The organism is Arenicella sp. 4NH20-0111 (assembly GCF_040366405.1).
Lineage (GTDB): Bacteria > Pseudomonadota > Gammaproteobacteria > Arenicellales > Arenicellaceae > Arenicella.
The window spans coordinates 538,062-552,489 of record NZ_BAABWF010000003.1 but is presented as its reverse complement, the minus strand read 5'-3'; the positions used below and the strand labels follow the sequence as shown (position 1 = coordinate 552,489).

At 45.1% G+C, this 14,428-nt stretch carries 15 protein-coding genes; 8 read left to right on the top strand and 7 right to left on the bottom strand.

Annotated elements, in window-relative coordinates:
• The first annotated feature begins 121 nt into the window (after positions 1–121).
• The gene (locus ABWW54_RS09815) at positions 122–2,527 is read left to right on the top strand and encodes a zinc-dependent metalloprotease (RefSeq protein ID WP_353412060.1); all 2,406 of its coding nucleotides are present in this window, start codon (positions 122–124) and stop codon (positions 2,525–2,527) included.
• A gap of 93 nt (positions 2,528–2,620) precedes the next feature.
• On the opposite strand, the gene ABWW54_RS09810 is transcribed toward ABWW54_RS09815, so the two are convergent.
• Positions 2,621–3,631 (bottom strand): DUF3667 domain-containing protein, encoded by a 1,011-nt coding sequence (locus ABWW54_RS09810; RefSeq protein WP_353412059.1) that lies wholly within the window; start codon positions 3,629–3,631, stop codon positions 2,621–2,623.
• 353 nt (positions 3,632–3,984) lie between these two features.
• On the opposite strand from ABWW54_RS09810, the gene ABWW54_RS09805 reads away from it, so the two are divergent.
• From ABWW54_RS09805 to ABWW54_RS09790, 4 genes are read left to right on the top strand one after another with little or no spacing between them, the layout of a single operon-like run.
• The gene (locus ABWW54_RS09805) at positions 3,985–4,836 is read left to right on the top strand and encodes a hypothetical protein (RefSeq protein ID WP_353412058.1); all 852 of its coding nucleotides are present in this window, start codon (positions 3,985–3,987) and stop codon (positions 4,834–4,836) included.
• A gap of 29 nt (positions 4,837–4,865) precedes the next feature.
• Entirely contained in the window at positions 4,866–6,167 is a 1,302-nt protein-coding gene (locus tag ABWW54_RS09800) for a hypothetical protein (RefSeq protein WP_353412057.1), read from the top strand.
• A 14-nt stretch (positions 6,168–6,181) separates the two neighbouring features.
• Complete coding sequence (locus ABWW54_RS09795) at positions 6,182–7,165, top strand: ATP-grasp domain-containing protein (protein ID WP_353412056.1); 984 nt, start codon at positions 6,182–6,184, stop codon at positions 7,163–7,165.
• A gap of 2 nt (positions 7,166–7,167) precedes the next feature.
• Entirely contained in the window at positions 7,168–8,094 is a 927-nt protein-coding gene (locus ABWW54_RS09790) for a glycosyltransferase family 2 protein (RefSeq protein WP_353412055.1), read from the top strand.
• Positions 8,095–8,113: 19 nt separating this feature from the next.
• Here ABWW54_RS09790 and ABWW54_RS09785 read toward each other — a convergent pair whose 3' ends face one another.
• Positions 8,114–8,404, bottom strand: coding sequence for a putative quinol monooxygenase (locus tag ABWW54_RS09785; protein WP_353412054.1), 291 nt, complete (start codon positions 8,402–8,404; stop codon positions 8,114–8,116).
• A gap of 72 nt (positions 8,405–8,476) precedes the next feature.
• Complete coding sequence (locus ABWW54_RS09780; RefSeq protein ID WP_353412053.1) at positions 8,477–9,502, bottom strand: zinc-binding alcohol dehydrogenase family protein; 1,026 nt, start codon at positions 9,500–9,502, stop codon at positions 8,477–8,479.
• Between the two features lie 115 nt (positions 9,503–9,617).
• Here ABWW54_RS09780 and ABWW54_RS09775 point away from each other — a divergent pair, with 115 nt between their 5' ends.
• Positions 9,618–10,523: a LysR family transcriptional regulator gene (locus tag ABWW54_RS09775; protein WP_353412052.1), complete on the top strand. Its 906-nt coding sequence runs from the start codon at positions 9,618–9,620 to the stop codon at positions 10,521–10,523.
• Positions 10,524–10,548: 25 nt separating this feature from the next.
• Here ABWW54_RS09775 and ABWW54_RS09770 read toward each other — a convergent pair whose 3' ends face one another.
• Entirely contained in the window at positions 10,549–11,463 is a 915-nt protein-coding gene (locus ABWW54_RS09770) for an alpha/beta hydrolase (protein ID WP_353412051.1), read from the bottom strand.
• A gap of 222 nt (positions 11,464–11,685) precedes the next feature.
• Here ABWW54_RS09770 and ABWW54_RS09765 point away from each other — a divergent pair, with 222 nt between their 5' ends.
• Positions 11,686–12,063, top strand: coding sequence for a hypothetical protein (locus ABWW54_RS09765; RefSeq protein ID WP_353412050.1), 378 nt, complete (start codon positions 11,686–11,688; stop codon positions 12,061–12,063).
• Complete coding sequence (locus tag ABWW54_RS09760; protein ID WP_353412049.1) at positions 12,060–12,251, top strand: helix-turn-helix transcriptional regulator; 192 nt, start codon at positions 12,060–12,062, stop codon at positions 12,249–12,251. Before ABWW54_RS09765 ends, ABWW54_RS09760 begins: the two co-directional genes overlap by 4 nt.
• A 15-nt stretch (positions 12,252–12,266) precedes the next feature.
• Here the strand turns inward: ABWW54_RS09760 and ABWW54_RS09755 are convergent, their stop codons facing one another.
• From ABWW54_RS09755 to ABWW54_RS09745, 3 genes are all read right to left on the bottom strand, one after another.
• Positions 12,267–13,139, bottom strand: coding sequence for a radical SAM/SPASM domain-containing protein (locus tag ABWW54_RS09755; protein ID WP_353412048.1), 873 nt, complete (start codon positions 13,137–13,139; stop codon positions 12,267–12,269).
• Positions 13,140–13,257: 118 nt separating this feature from the next.
• Positions 13,258–13,503 (bottom strand): DUF2164 domain-containing protein, encoded by a 246-nt coding sequence (locus ABWW54_RS09750; protein ID WP_353412047.1) that lies wholly within the window; start codon positions 13,501–13,503, stop codon positions 13,258–13,260.
• A 104-nt stretch (positions 13,504–13,607) separates the two neighbouring features.
• On the bottom strand, positions 13,608–14,390 hold the full coding sequence (locus ABWW54_RS09745; RefSeq protein WP_353412086.1) for a DUF817 domain-containing protein: 783 nt from the start codon (positions 14,388–14,390) through the stop codon (positions 13,608–13,610).
• Positions 14,391–14,428 lie beyond the last annotated feature (38 nt).

Genomic DNA, 14,428 nt, shown 5'->3' with positions numbered 1-14,428 from the left:
CAACCAACCAAGTCAGCAAAAAATAAAACCTTGGCAAGCGGCCACTAAAAAGGGTAATAATAAAAAGGCGAATAGAGAGAATCAGTTCCGACTAATACAATAATTAATAAGATTAGAAATCATGCGTAAATACTTTTTTTTCATCCTAGTTTTGACTCTCGCGTTAAGTGAAAAAGCTTGCGCGCTAACACTCGATGAACTCACGCAGAACACCCCCCTAAGCGACGGCTTTGTGGGAATAGTCTATGATAAAAAAGAAGGAAAAACCTATCTAAAAATCAACAACTTAGGTGAAGACTTTATATATCAAACCAGTCTTCCTAGCGGACTTGGGTCGAACGATGTCGGATTGGATAGAGGCCAATTAGGCAGTACCAGATTGGCCGTTTTTGAACACACTGGAAACAAGGTTTTTCTAAGGCAAAAACCGGTTCGCTATCGAGCAAACACCGACAACCCTACCGAGGCATTAGCCGTGGATGAGGCATTTGCTTCATCGATTCTCTGGGGCTTTCCTGTGGTCGAAAGTAACGACAATTGGGTGCTAGTCGATGCCAGTGAGTTCGTACTTCAAGACAGTCATGGCATAGGTCGTCACCTAAAAAAAATCAAGCAAGGTGACGGTTACCAGGTTGATTCCTCTCGCTCAGCGTTGGATATTGCGTGGTCTAAGAGCTTCCCAGATAACACAGCATTACAGTCAATCATTACCTTAGTCGGTAGCAAGCCAGGTAACCATGTAAAAAGTACCGTCCCCGATCCGCACGCAATAACAGTAAAAATGCACCATAGCTTTATACGCCTGCCTGATGATGGTTACACGCCAAGAAAATTCTTTCCCAAGAGCGGTTACTGGACGCTCAAATTCAAAGACTATGCGCAACCGATCAATGAAGATATAAATCAACAATACATTGCCAGACACCGACTGCAAAAAAAGGACCCAGCGTCGGATATAAGCGACGTGATCAAACCCATTATTTATTACCTAGACCCCGGTGTTCCAGAGCCCGTAAAGTCAGCGTTGCTCGACGGTGCGAGATGGTGGACTGAGGCGTTTGAAGCCTTGGGGTATCGCAATGCTTATCAAGTTAAAATGCTTCCAAGTGATGCCGATCCGATGGACATTCGATACAACGTCATTCAATGGGTACACCGCTCTACACGCGGATGGTCATACGGTTCTTCCGTCATTGATCCGCGCACCGGAGAAATAATCAAGGGGCACGTAACCCTAGGGTCCTTGCGAGTTCGTCAAGACTATCTGATTGCTCAGGGCTTGATGGCACCTTTTTCTGAAAACGAAGACGATCAGGCATTAATGGATTTGGCGCTGGCTAGAATCCGTCAATTGGCCGCCCATGAAGTTGGGCACACTCTCGGACTGAGCCACAACTTTGCGGCCAGTAATTACGACCGAGGCTCAGTCATGGACTACCCACACCCACAATTTGAGCTTATAAACGATAAAATAGTAGCTCCCAATGCTTATGGGGTTGGACTAGGCCCATGGGATAAGGCCGCGATCACCTATGGTTACAAGGAATTTACGAGCGAATCCGAATCGGAAGCATTGCAAGATCTACTCGCGGAAAATGATCGTAAAGGTCTCCTATTTATCTCGGACGCTGATGCTCGAGATCCAGGCAGCCCACACGCGCACGCAAGCCTTTGGGATAACGGAAAAGACGCCGTTTCGGAGCTAGAGGCTGTCATGAAAATTCGGGAAAAAGCGATATCCAACTTCGGTGAAGATAACCTCAAGAACGGCAGGAAATGGTCTGACTTAGAAGAAATTTTCGCCCCTGTGTATTTTTTTCATAGATACCAAATCGGAGCGTCGGCTAAATGGCTCGGCGGCCTCGAATACGATTATTCAGTTAAGAACCCTAACAACGTTCCTTGGCAAACCGTTATCGCAGGCGAAAAGCAACAACACGCTTTAAGCAGCATGCTAAAAACGTTGCAGCCCAGTTTTCTCAATGTAGGCCCGAGAATTGAAAGCCTACTAGTTCCTAAGGCAACTGAAAACCGAAGAACGCGAGAATCTTTAAAAGGTAATACGGGCGTCAGCTTTGATCACTTAGCCTTAGCATCGGCCTCGGCCCAACATACTATTGGCTTAATTTTTAACAAACATCGATTGGCTAGAATTGCTCAGCAAAGCGCGAGCGATACCCAAATCCCATCTATTCGAAAAATAACCAAGCAAATAAACGAAACAATTATCAATAGACAGTACAGCGGATTGAACGCCAAGATTCATCAAAAAGTGGTAGACCTAATTTATTCCAACTACATGAACTTGCTAATAGATAAGAGCACTCCCAGCACCGTAAAAGCGGAGATATTCGCCGCCCTACTTTCTGAGACCTCCTATCAAAAAGCACGCCTTAAGAAGGTCGCACAATCTTCCGACTACTACGGCTTTCATGCCTATCAGCTTTCGCGTTTAAAGAACTTCCGCGAAGCCAAAGTGAAAGAGAAAATCATTCTTCCGTCAATGCCACCTGGCTCACCGATATAAAAGGGTCTGTTCCATCCGACATGCATTAATTGGGGTGACTAACCGTTGCCCCAGCACGCGAAAATAGACCGACTGGCATCAATAATAAACTAGCTAAATCAGTATGATTCCCAGCAGTGAAATGCAGACTAACGCAGCTGAAAACAGCACAATGTAAATCATGAGCAATACGGTACTTTTAAGTAAGGTAACGGGCCAACTTTGTTCAAAAGCGGTTTTGAGACTCAAACACATGTAGATCCCGATCCACATCCAGATAAAATATTGTATTGTCGATCCGATTTCATTATCAAAACACACCGAAATTAGACCAATCACAAACATCGCTGCAAACAAAAAGCTGTGGTTGTGGAGTGCGAGTACCAAGTGCTGAGCGTAATACCGATTGCTGCCGATGTAGAAAATTTTCAAAACTAACGCAAATAACGGTAATAAGAGCAATACAACGGGAGGCGAGCTATCAATCAGTTTATCGATCAATAGCTCAGGGCGTTCTTTGGCTATTGCCAGCGAACTTTTCAGCTTCTCTTCCATGGCCGTATTAAGTTCCTTATTCTTTTTTTCACTCGTGAAGGGAACCGCTAAATTCACATGAATGCCATCTATTGCTTTATCAATATTCTTTGATGTTTGACCAGCATCATCCTCAGCCTGACTCAACACATCGGCACCCTCTTGATTGCTACTGACGCCTTTCAGGGTGGTGTTTGTAGTACTAGCCTCCTCAACCACGGTTTCAGAAACGACCTCAGGTTGAGTACCGTCAGGAGTGGTACTACCAATTTTTATATCACCAGCAAAAAACGCGATACCAGAGAGCAATAAGAAAAAGGCTATGCTGGTTATCAAATACAGTCGGATGGGCGTGATGTAGCGGGCGCGCCTATTGTTAAAATATTCTTTGCTTAACAACCCTGGGCGAAACAAGAGGTATATTGTTGTCCGCCATGCTTTTGACTTTAGGCTGAAGAGTCCTTCAAATGCCTCGTTGACTAAGGTTAAGAAAAAACGGTCAACGCCCTTCTGGTTTTGACCACAATTCGAACAGTATTGACCTCTCAGCTCATGATCGCAGTTTGGGCATACGGCAACATTAGAATTCATTCTTACTCTCAACCCTTTTAAGCGGGCGCACTTTAACCTGGACACCCATTAGTATTGTTGAGCTTTGATGAATAATCAACAAAGATACATTGTCACGGGTTAACTTATCAATAGCCCGCACCTCAGCGCTCCTGACCTGACCTAACCACACCGAACATCCTCATCGAACAACAACACAAACTGTAATGCGCTGTAATGGCAGCAAGCTCACCCCTGCAATAGACTTTTTAAGTCATCTTAAATGAAGCTTCGACCTAGGAGCCGTGACCAACAGTAAGGTGTGGCTAAGGCATTGAGCCTGCCAATGATGCAAATATTAATTCGATTTCAGCTATTTTATACGGAACGTAATCATGACCAAGCTCATTACTCTGATCAGTGACGTTGTTCAAGACGTTGAACATCCTTTAATCCGAACGTCACTACAAAGCGCGTTCGATCAATCGTTGACCAAACTGGATGCGATTGAAAGCTCCTTTACCACATTAGCAACCTCCGTTGCTTCATCAAATAATTTGAACGTCTTTTTTCATAATTGGAGCATGACAAATAACAGCGCCATTGGGTTATCAGGATTTTGCAACAGGCTAACTATGCGCTGGCGCAGCGAAACAAACGGTGTCGGTAACGCGCAAACAAGCACAAAATACATGAACGCGCTATCTCACTTAAACAGGGTCACCGACGAAGACTTGGGAGCGACTGGCGGCAAGCTTCACTATGATCTCTACTACCAAATGGCGACAATGATCTGTCAAAACGACGATTGGATGTCGCGGCAACATTTAATGTCTGAAGGCAAGGAGTTTAAGCAGTGGAAAGATAGATGCATGGTCAAAGACAAGGATCTTTTTATGGGGTTCCTTGTAACGCTGGTTCATGAAGTCTACACACACGGAGAAGTGGAATATATCTTACCCCTATTTGATCAATGGCTTCGTGACACACGGAGCTTTAACGACAAGGAGCGTCGACGCTGTTTGATATGGATAGACGTGCACACTAAAGGAACAGAAAGAAATCACTTCAATGAGACACTTCAAGCGCTTCCTGATTTGTGTTCGATATTAGGTAGGAAACTAGAAGACTATCAACTGGTTAACCTATTCAGTGAGTATCTCTCTAAGAAAGCAAACGTCATGGTGGCATTAAAAGAGCAAATAGATCAAAACAACCAACCAATCTACTTAGAAGCACAAGCCTAAGATTGATGAACACTTCAAGCGTAGAGAAAATGAGCGAAAAAAAGGATCTATTTCTTGCCCATCAACAAGAGCTTTTGATGCACCTAGCACCCATTAAGAATTTCTTACCTTACCTAGATTGCTGCTTCAACCCCTACCCGGTTACCGTGCCAAAGGATGTGTCGACGAACTTACATGCTCTCGCAAGCATACTAATTAAATCATTAGACTTCGTTGCCACGAACTACATCTCTAGCGAAAGTATGCAAGCTGAAATGCCGTTGCCGAAACGCTTTCTACCATTATTAAACTCTGCTCAGTCCCAACCGTATCGAATGGGGACAGTACGACCCGACCTGATCTTTGGCGAGCGTGGCTCCATTAAAGTCTGTGAAGTGAATGCGCGTTTTCCGCTCAACGGCATGACCATAAGCCAAAAAATAAACGAGGCTGTCGGACAAGCGAGCTACCTGAGTCGACGCGGCTATCAAGCAAGCACACTGAGCAAAAATATCTGCGAGCAAATGCTGGCCAGATTTCCAACAGACAAAACCTTAGTGCGCGTCTCGCAAAGTGAAGACGGTGGAGAGAGTCAGTACTTTCTCGAGGAGTTCAATAAGCTTGGCGGCCAAAGCATACAAGTAAGACCAGAAGAACTCTCTCTTGATTCGCGCAATAATATTAAACTAGGCGCGTCGACTCTTTCCAATTTCGTATTAGAGATGGATCGAGAAGAACTTTTCGCATTCGATCCAAAAGTGATCACTCAAATAATTCAAAATAGCAACTACATCAATGATGTCCGAACCCTCATTTTGATACACGATAAGCGAGTGTTATCACTCATCAATGATCCATTAATCATGCGCCCACACCTTGGGGTATCAGAACATGAGTTCCTTCAACGCTATTTGCTAAAAGGAAAAGAACTCAGCAAGCAAAGCCAACGCCAAGAAGTACTGACCTCACAAAAAAGCTGGGTACTAAAACGAACCAGTGGTGGAAGAGGAATAGACCTTCTTATTGGCAGTGATACCAGTGCTGGGCGATGGGGCCATGTTATCAATGAACTCCGGTCGGAGTTTACCGCTCAAGAATACGTATCGCCCTACAAAATGCCAATTACACACTATATGGATCAGGATAGTCGGTTTAGTAACCCAATGTATTTGGTCGGTTCCCTACCCTGTTTTGACGGAAAATCCTTCGGGCTGGGTATGTTTAGGGCATCAGAACAGCCTTGCGTCAATATTGGCAAAGGGCAAGGCCAAGCCATTTTTTTGCCCAGCGCGCAAAGCGATGAACCGACTGTCGAGTTGCGTAGGACTCAGCCCTTTCAGATCCAGCATTAGCACAGTTCACAAATATGAGACTTTTGTTTATCACTGATCATCGCTACCACAAACCGTTTGATTCGGTATACGCGTTGGCGGCTTGGGTTGATTCCATTGAGGGGATCGATGCTTACGTGTCCAGCATCGGCACTTCTGACAATACTTCACGAATGAAGCAGGCGCCTTTTACTTATATTTCAGCGGTTCGCCCAAACCAAAATCTGGTTTACCAAAAACGCAGGTCATGCTTTTCGACCGCTCCCCACTGTCTGCCCGTAACGGATTTTGATGTCATCTGTTTGCGTGTACTGCCGATATGCATTACCACCCTACAGAGTTTAGAGGAGTCATTTTCTCACGCGCGGTTCATCAACACGGTTGACGGTATAATTAAGACTGAATCTAAGGAGTACTTGTCGAACATCGCTGCGCATTGCCCTACGCTCAAAGTTTGTCACACAATAGAGCAGGCGCTTGAATTTATCTCTCGTGGCCCTGCGGTTCTCAAACCCCGATACGGCTATGGTGGGTACTCCAATTTACTTATCAATGACGAGTCACTCTTTGATGGCGCTAACACGTTTCCACGCAGCCATTTAGTGTCCCTTCTCACGGAAAAGTTTAAGTGCGGTGAATCCTATCTTGCGATGGAATTCTTACCACGCTACGTCAAAGGGGATAAGCGAATTCTGGTCGTCAATGGCAGCATCGTAGGAGCCAGCCTCCGCGTACCCCAAGAAAGCTGGCTGTGTAATATATCCAGTGGGGGTAAAGTCCTTAAAGCAAGCGTAAAACAAGAAGAACGAAACGCGATAAACCAAATAACACCCCAGCTAAAACAAGAAGGCATCACCATGTACGGCGTTGATACCTTAGAAAATGAACAGGGACACCGCCAAGTGACAGAGATAAATACCTGTTGCCCTGGCGGCTTTCATTCAATTAGCCACACCTTAGGTGACCCACTTATTCAAGCAAAAACTGTTCAAGCGTTTAAGGGAAACTTGGGAATTTGAAGATGCCAATCAGCTTTTCCGTGATCGTTCCGTTATATAATAAACAAGCGTACATAGAACGTGCTCTAAACTCGGTATATGCTCAAACGCATGCCCCAAAAGAGCTGATTATCGTCAATGATGTATGCACAGACGACAGCATCCTTGTTGCGCAAAAATCACTGGCCCGGCTTAAACAGAGACGCCCAGAGATACACGTTACCATTCTCCATAATAAGGAAAACAAAGGACCCGGAGCAGCGCGAAATTATGGCCTGCAAATAGCCACATCGGAATACGTCCTATTCTTGGACGCGGACGACGAATACCAACCTAGATTACTGGAAAAAATTCAACGACTCGTCAAAGATGAGCGCGCGGACATGATTATCTTCGGGTACCGCAGGCTGCCAGACAACCGTGTTTTACCTTCACCGACAATAACAGCACCCGGTTGGCTCACCCCTCATGATCACGAAACCTATCGACTAAACGATCCGTTGAGCATTGTCTATGATCGTCGGTACCCGTTAGGCCCAGGGAGCAATGTTGCAATTAAGCGAACCGCGACGCACGGGCTGCGCTACGATGAGACCGCCAAGGTTTATGAAGGAATCGATTTTTGGTTTCGAGTGATGCAAAAAATAGTTAACGTCGATGGCAACGTTTTTTACTTAGTGGGCGAATATCATGTCGTTCATAGTGTTCCGGAAAGCCTAATCCGAAAAAAATTAGCCATCACGGACATCGAATACCCCAGAGTTCTAAAACGGTATGCATTTTCCGACGATCGATATGAAAAAGCGCTACGAATTCGCGTGGCTAAAATGTGGTTCGGCAACAGTTATTCCAGATTGAATAAAGTGATCGATAAACTGTTGTTTATTTGGCGCTGCCGAAATCTAGCCAAGACAATAATTCAGTCCAATCAGTTTCCCGGCAGCCAGTAAAGAAAAAGGAAAACCCTGCCTAACCGATTTGGCTCATTTCATTGACGGTAAACTCCGCAACCGCGCCTTCTGTCGCTTTCAAGTATGACTGAAGGTGTGTATTCCCCATATGCGTTTGCCATAGGTCTCTCGACTCCCAATTCTCGAAGAACAAAAAATGTTCAGGATTTTCATTATCTTGATGGAGATCGTAGTTTATACAACCAGCCTCTGCTCTCGTGACATCAATCAACTTTAGGAGCTCTGATTTGACAAGCTCAATGCAATCTTTATTCGCCCTAACGTTGGCGACGATGGTAAGTTTAGACATATAAGTCTCCGCAGTGGTTATGTTTAAGGGGTGGATCTTTAGTGAAAATAATCAGGTTCTCGAGCAAAGCAATTAGAATCCTTCGAGCACAAGCTTGCCTATCGAGGTTCTGGATTCGAGTTCTTTGTGTGCACGACGCAAGTTTTGAGCATTGATCAAACCCAGGTTCTTACCTGCCGTGGTTTTCAGATATCCCTGATCCAGCAATTTTGATAATCGGTTGAGCAACACGCGCTGTTCCCCCATGTGGCTAGCAGCATGCATAGAGCGAGCAAACATAAACTCCCAATGCAGTGACAGACTCTTAGGTTTTATCTTCGCCACGTCCAATACGCTTGGATCATCGATCAGACCAATTTTCCCAAATGGTTCCAGTAGCTCTATGTAAGTGTCGAAATAGGACTCCGTATTATTCAGACTTGCAATGTGTGTCAACGGCTTAAGGCCTAATGCTTGAATTTGAGGGGTGAGTGGCTCTCGGTGATTGACCACATGATGTGCTCCTAGTTCTTTAACCCAGGCCTGAGAACTCGCTCTCGACGCTGTGGCGATAATTGTGGCCCCCGTAAGCGTTGCAGCTAACTGAAGCAAAATTGAACCGACTCCGCCAGCAGCTCCGACAACCAATAATACGTCATCCGATTTTTCAATGTCCGCCGGCGATTGTTGGTCTATCGAAAGATGTTCAAACAACAACTCCCAAGCGGTTATGGCAGTCAACGGCAACGCCGCCGCGTCAGCATTACTTAAATTCGTTGGCTTTACGCCAACAATGCGCTCATCAACCAATTGATATTCTGCATTGCTGCCTGAGCGTGTAATATCACCGGCATAGAACACGTTATCCCCAATTGCATAGTGCTCGACGAGCTCTCCAATCGCCACTACTTCGCCGACGGCATCCCAGCCCAAGATGTTCAACTCATTTTCTTCAGACGACCTAGTTTGACGAACTTTATAGTCAACGGGGTTCACACCAACCGCCGCCACTTTCACTAATAGGTCATGACCATTCGCGCTAGGCTTTGGGATGTTGACGTCGATCAATGCGTCCTCATTGTCGATCGGTAGAGATTGCTTATATCCAATGGCTTTCATTCGGTTCACCTGGTAAATGGCTCTTACTTTGTTAGGAGGCTTGCCATGCTAGTTCTTTAAAGACACAATAAAAACCGGCTAATTATTGAATTACTTTCAAATAATATTTGAATATATGCTCTTAAAAGATCTTCAGGTTGTTCTCCAAGTCGCGGAATTTCGCAGCATCACGGCCGCAGCGGCCAGCCTCGATATGCACACCGCCACGGCCAGTGCCGCCGTAAAACGGGTAGAAGCGAGTCTTGGAGTGGAATTATTCACCCGTACGACCAGAAAATTGACGTTATCACAGGCAGGAGAACGCTATATCCCAGAATGCCAGCGTGCATTGCAGACGCTGGATCACGCGAAGCATTTGATATCAGAAAACTCTGGGGCAATCAGTGGAGAGCTACGACTGGCTGTCTCGTCTGACCTTGGACGAAATTTGGCGATGTACTGGTTAGATAACTTAGCGTCTCAACATCCTGAGCTCCAAATTAAACTTCACTTGAGTGACAACAACGTAGACTTCTATCGTGACTCAGTAGACGTTGCTCTGCGATACGGAAAGCCTGAGGACTCAAACTTTTATGGCTTTAAAATTTGTGACGTTCCCAGAGCGCTGTGTGCCTCTCCTGAATACCTGACATTACACGGTCACCCTAACCAGCCAAAGGAACTCGATCAGCATAATGGTCTATTTTACGAACTGAGCGGGGTTATACACAACAATTGGGTATTCACTAATAACGGTGAGCAGTCTAAAGTCCGAATGAAAGGCAACCGAGCGTCTAACGATGGCGATGTGGTACGACGATGGTGCATTGCAGGCAAGGGGTTAGCCACCAAGTCTTGCTTGGACATTGCACAAGATCTAAAACTTGGCAAACTCGTCAATGTCATGCCCGCTTATGAACCGCAAGCCACCGAGCTTTGGTTAATCTGCCCGAGTCGGCAGTCAATCGTTCCCGCGATTCGCTTATTGCGTGATTCCTTGAGAACAGAGACGGCCAAAATACTGGCCTCGCTGCCCGATTGAAGGCTGAACCTTTTTCAACCCTTTTCTAGTCTTTTTGCTTTGGAACTTCCCAATCAGGCGGATTAGCACCCTCGACTAAATACCATGGGTCCGGATCATTGGCGTATTCCGGCTCCACCGCTGGCAATATCCAACGCAATGCAGACAATGCCTCACCATGATAGATGCTCCAATGAGACTCAGTTTGACTATTATCGACATACTTTACTTGCAGGTTCTTTAGCGAAGATTGCTCAATAGCCAATCTGAGTTCGTCAAGCCCCTTCTGCATTGTTCCACCTTCGTTGGCCATCGTGATGTACAACTTACGGCCACCATCTGAATGTTTGCCCAATAGCTTTGTCGCGGACTTTGCAAGATTACGGTCGTCGTACCAAAGACTTGGACTAATCGCAACGTAGTCTGTGAACGAATCAGGCTTCTTAAGCAGAGTTTCAATTATGAACAAGCCTGCCAGAGACTCTCCCATGACAATGCGCCTACCGTCAGTTCGATACGTCTTTTCAGTGAATGGGATCACGCGCGATGTCAAGAATGCTCGAAACGCATCGGCCCCTCCTACGGTTCCCTCAGGTCGATCGTATCGGGGGTCAATGTTGATTGATGTCAGTTCAAAAAGGCGTCGTTTCGTTTCGACACCCACAACAATCGCTTCTCGAAACACGTAGGGATTGATGGATGCGAGTGATACAAGCCCTGCGATGTGTTTGAAATCTTGGTCAACCCCTCCGTCAATCAAATATATCACGGGATAGCTCTCTACCTCCTCCTTACTGTAACTGGCCGGTAGATAGACGTTTACGGAATACTCTTCACCCTCATTGTCTATCCTATGAGAGAGGCCAAGAGAAATCTCATGTGCACTGGCCAAGACCAATTCGCTGGCTGTAAAGATAAACGCAAAAGTCGTGCCTAGGAGCACCACAAGCAATTTTTTCATAACGACTCAAACCGAGAGAATATTAATACCGCCAAGACTATACACCGATAATTCTGCAAGAAGATAATTGACTAAAAATTAGTCCAAAGTTTAATCCTAAAGTCGAATATCGAATGCCTCACTTACGAGGAGAGGCAGATAAGAATGTAAAGCAAACTTGACAAATTCCATTTGGAACGATAAGTTAGTTGTCAAGCAAGCTTGACACAACCGGAGAACCACATGTTAAACAGTAAACAATATTATTGGGAGTTTGGTACCAGCATGATTTTATACGCAGCGGCCGTCGTATTAAGTATTTCCATTCTCACATCTAATCCAGAAACGCCTTGGGCGATATTGATATCACTACTACCAATCCTACCGGCAATTTTCGCGACCGCGGCTGTCATACGAGCCCTTAAAAAACTCGATGAACTTCAGCAACGGATTCAACTAACAAGCTTTGCGGTCAGTTTTGCCGTCGTTGGACTGACTACCTTTTCCTATGGCTTCTTGGAAAATATTGGGTTTCCCCATATACCTTACCTATGGGTGTTTCCATTTATGGTGTGCACCTGGGGCATCGCTACGCCGATAGTTGCGAGAACCTACAAATGAAAAACAAGCTGAGCGCGCTCAGAAAAGCGGGCTCCATTTCTCAGGCGGAAATGGGTAAGCTTTTAGGAGTTTCCCGTCAAACTATTAATGCCATAGAAAACGGTAAGTATGACCCCAGCCTACCGCTAGCGTTTAAAATTGCTGAGCATTTCAAACTATTGATCGAGGATATTTTTACTCCCGATTGAGGGTTACTCCGGCAGCTACGCAAAGCGTTCTATATATTGGCACCGCTGACACAAATTTTCGACTAGCTGCTTCTGTTTAAACCCTTTGATGATATCTTGCGCTCGACGAGACCCCAAAATATCCAAAATAGATGCATTTTTAACATTCCCAAGCGGTATCGCAGCTTCTTTGTCTAAACAACAAGGCACTACCGTGCCATCAACCAAAACACCGAAATGAGAAGACAGACCGTAACACCTTCCTGCGGTGCCGAGTACGGGAAGATCCAAGCTTGGCCAAACGAACTCAGTGTCAAAATGCAAATAGAGCCGGCCCTTAATATTGACACTCTTTTTCTTTCGAACATCCAGCTCAGTCGGCGCATCAAACTCGAATCGTTCACAGATCCGTTCCAGCATGTGCGTATTAGGCGTTTGGCTACCCAATGGGTCATTCAGATTCCACAGACGAAAATTTAGATATAATTCAGGCCGTTCCTGAAGCGCTCGCTCAGCATACCCGAATATGCGTTCCAAATAGTTAGTTGGGTCTTTGTCAGGGAAGTTATCAAAGAAGCTGTGCAACGAAAAGTTAACTTGAAAAAATCGTGGGTGAAGCATCAATTCGTATTTCTGCGGGCGGAGCAAGACGCCGTTAGTTACCAAAAATACGTTGGCATCATACTCGTCACATATGTCCATCATTTGCTCTAACTGAGGGTGCACCAAGGGGTCTCCCATCAAATGAAAACAAATCAACTCTGTCAAAGGCGCTACTTGTTTGACGGTATCTCGAAATAGGTCAAGATCCATCATCTTGTTATCGCGTAACACAGCGGGACAGAAACTACATTGCAAATTGCAAATGTTACTTATCTCGATGTGCACCTTATGAAATCGTTTTTTCATTCGCGCGAGAATGCACGCGCCCTACGATACAGTCAAGCGATCGTGCTCCATTGTGTGACTAGGGCCAAAAAAACGCGTTATGCATTGTCTACAATCAGCCCAGAGAGATCCTACTCTATTAATCTGTAGGCATCTCGAGTGATTCAATCTCGACCTCAATGTCTTCCAGTTTCATTCGAATTAAACCTTGAGCGTCCTTCAGGCCACGATTGTAATAATAGCCACCCAAATTCTCAGAGAGAAAGTCTATTAAAAACTCAGCATCAAATTGGCCTATCTCTTGGTTTAGCTCCGATTCAAAATAGCCTTGGAGCTTATGCACTAACAAAGCAGTTTCTTCGTTGTCAAACGTAATTTTGTCCATTAACTAATCGCTCCTCTGTGTATCATTTTCGTAAAACGCCCTAATCAACAGTTATTATTTTCAATCTTCGTCAAGTCGAGACATCTCGCTCGTAGTTAGCAAAGTCAGCGTGGTGACCTTACTCTCAGGCGATTGATAAAGGAAACCAACACAAAGCTAAGTAGCATAAGTAAATACCATGAAATCAGCTTTTCAGGAGCAACCCACTGCCATCCCGACACTTGATTCGGATAAATCCAAACATTGGTATAGGTAGCAATGTTTTCAGCGATCCATATAAAAAGAGCGACAAGAAACCATCCAAGCAGTATGGGCATTCGCCTGTAGCTTGAATCAACTCTAAAGTATATCGTTGTTCGATAAAACAGTAACACCGTAACGCCTAACAATGCCCATCGGATGTCGATTATGTAATGATGAGTAAAGAAGTTGAGATAGATTGCCACAACAAGAACCAACGTCCGTTTTTGGGCCGGATAGCCAGAGAATTCAAACTGAAAAATACGCCACACTCTGGCAATGTAACTACCAACCGCACTGTACATAAAACCGGTAAATAGAGGCACATTTGCGATGCCGAAGTAATACTCTTCAGGGTAGGTCCAAGAGGCGATTGCGTCGGATGTTTTGAACAACTCCATGATGGTGGCAACAATATGAAACACCACGATCACCAACGCCTCTTTTATAGTTTCAAGTTTAGTTACCAGTAAACAGAGTTGGAACAAAACGGCCGATAAAAAAATAAAATCGTAACGATGGATCCCCTCAACAGGATACCAATATTTCGTAATCACCATTAACGACAAAAGAAAACCACCAAACAGGCAGGCCCTGGCTTGTTTAACGCCAAAAACCCAGAATTCGCGAATTGATTTTAGCGCCACAGGTTTTCGAACGTATATCGCAGTTAAGTGTTTAAGGT

Coding starts and splice junctions, on each gene's coding strand:
- ABWW54_RS09815 (WP_353412060.1), top strand. CDS start 122: ATGCGTAAATACTTTTTTTTCATCCTAGTTTTGACTCTCGCGTTAAGT.
- ABWW54_RS09760 (WP_353412049.1), top strand. CDS start 12,060: ATGAAAAACAAGCTGAGCGCGCTCAGAAAAGCGGGCTCCATTTCTCAG.
- ABWW54_RS09800 (WP_353412057.1), top strand. CDS start 4,866: ATGAGCGAAAAAAAGGATCTATTTCTTGCCCATCAACAAGAGCTTTTG.
- ABWW54_RS09810 (WP_353412059.1), bottom strand. CDS start 3,631: ATGAATTCTAATGTTGCCGTATGCCCAAACTGCGATCATGAGCTGAGA.
- ABWW54_RS09765 (WP_353412050.1), top strand. CDS start 11,686: ATGTTAAACAGTAAACAATATTATTGGGAGTTTGGTACCAGCATGATT.
- ABWW54_RS09790 (WP_353412055.1), top strand. CDS start 7,168: ATGCCAATCAGCTTTTCCGTGATCGTTCCGTTATATAATAAACAAGCG.
- ABWW54_RS09780 (WP_353412053.1), bottom strand. CDS start 9,502: ATGAAAGCCATTGGATATAAGCAATCTCTACCGATCGACAATGAGGAC.
- ABWW54_RS09805 (WP_353412058.1), top strand. CDS start 3,985: ATGACCAAGCTCATTACTCTGATCAGTGACGTTGTTCAAGACGTTGAA.
- ABWW54_RS09775 (WP_353412052.1), top strand. CDS start 9,618: ATGCTCTTAAAAGATCTTCAGGTTGTTCTCCAAGTCGCGGAATTTCGC.
- ABWW54_RS09770 (WP_353412051.1), bottom strand. CDS start 11,463: ATGAAAAAATTGCTTGTGGTGCTCCTAGGCACGACTTTTGCGTTTATC.
- ABWW54_RS09755 (WP_353412048.1), bottom strand. CDS start 13,139: ATGAAAAAACGATTTCATAAGGTGCACATCGAGATAAGTAACATTTGC.
- ABWW54_RS09795 (WP_353412056.1), top strand. CDS start 6,182: ATGAGACTTTTGTTTATCACTGATCATCGCTACCACAAACCGTTTGAT.
- ABWW54_RS09785 (WP_353412054.1), bottom strand. CDS start 8,404: ATGTCTAAACTTACCATCGTCGCCAACGTTAGGGCGAATAAAGATTGC.
- ABWW54_RS09750 (WP_353412047.1), bottom strand. CDS start 13,503: ATGGACAAAATTACGTTTGACAACGAAGAAACTGCTTTGTTAGTGCAT.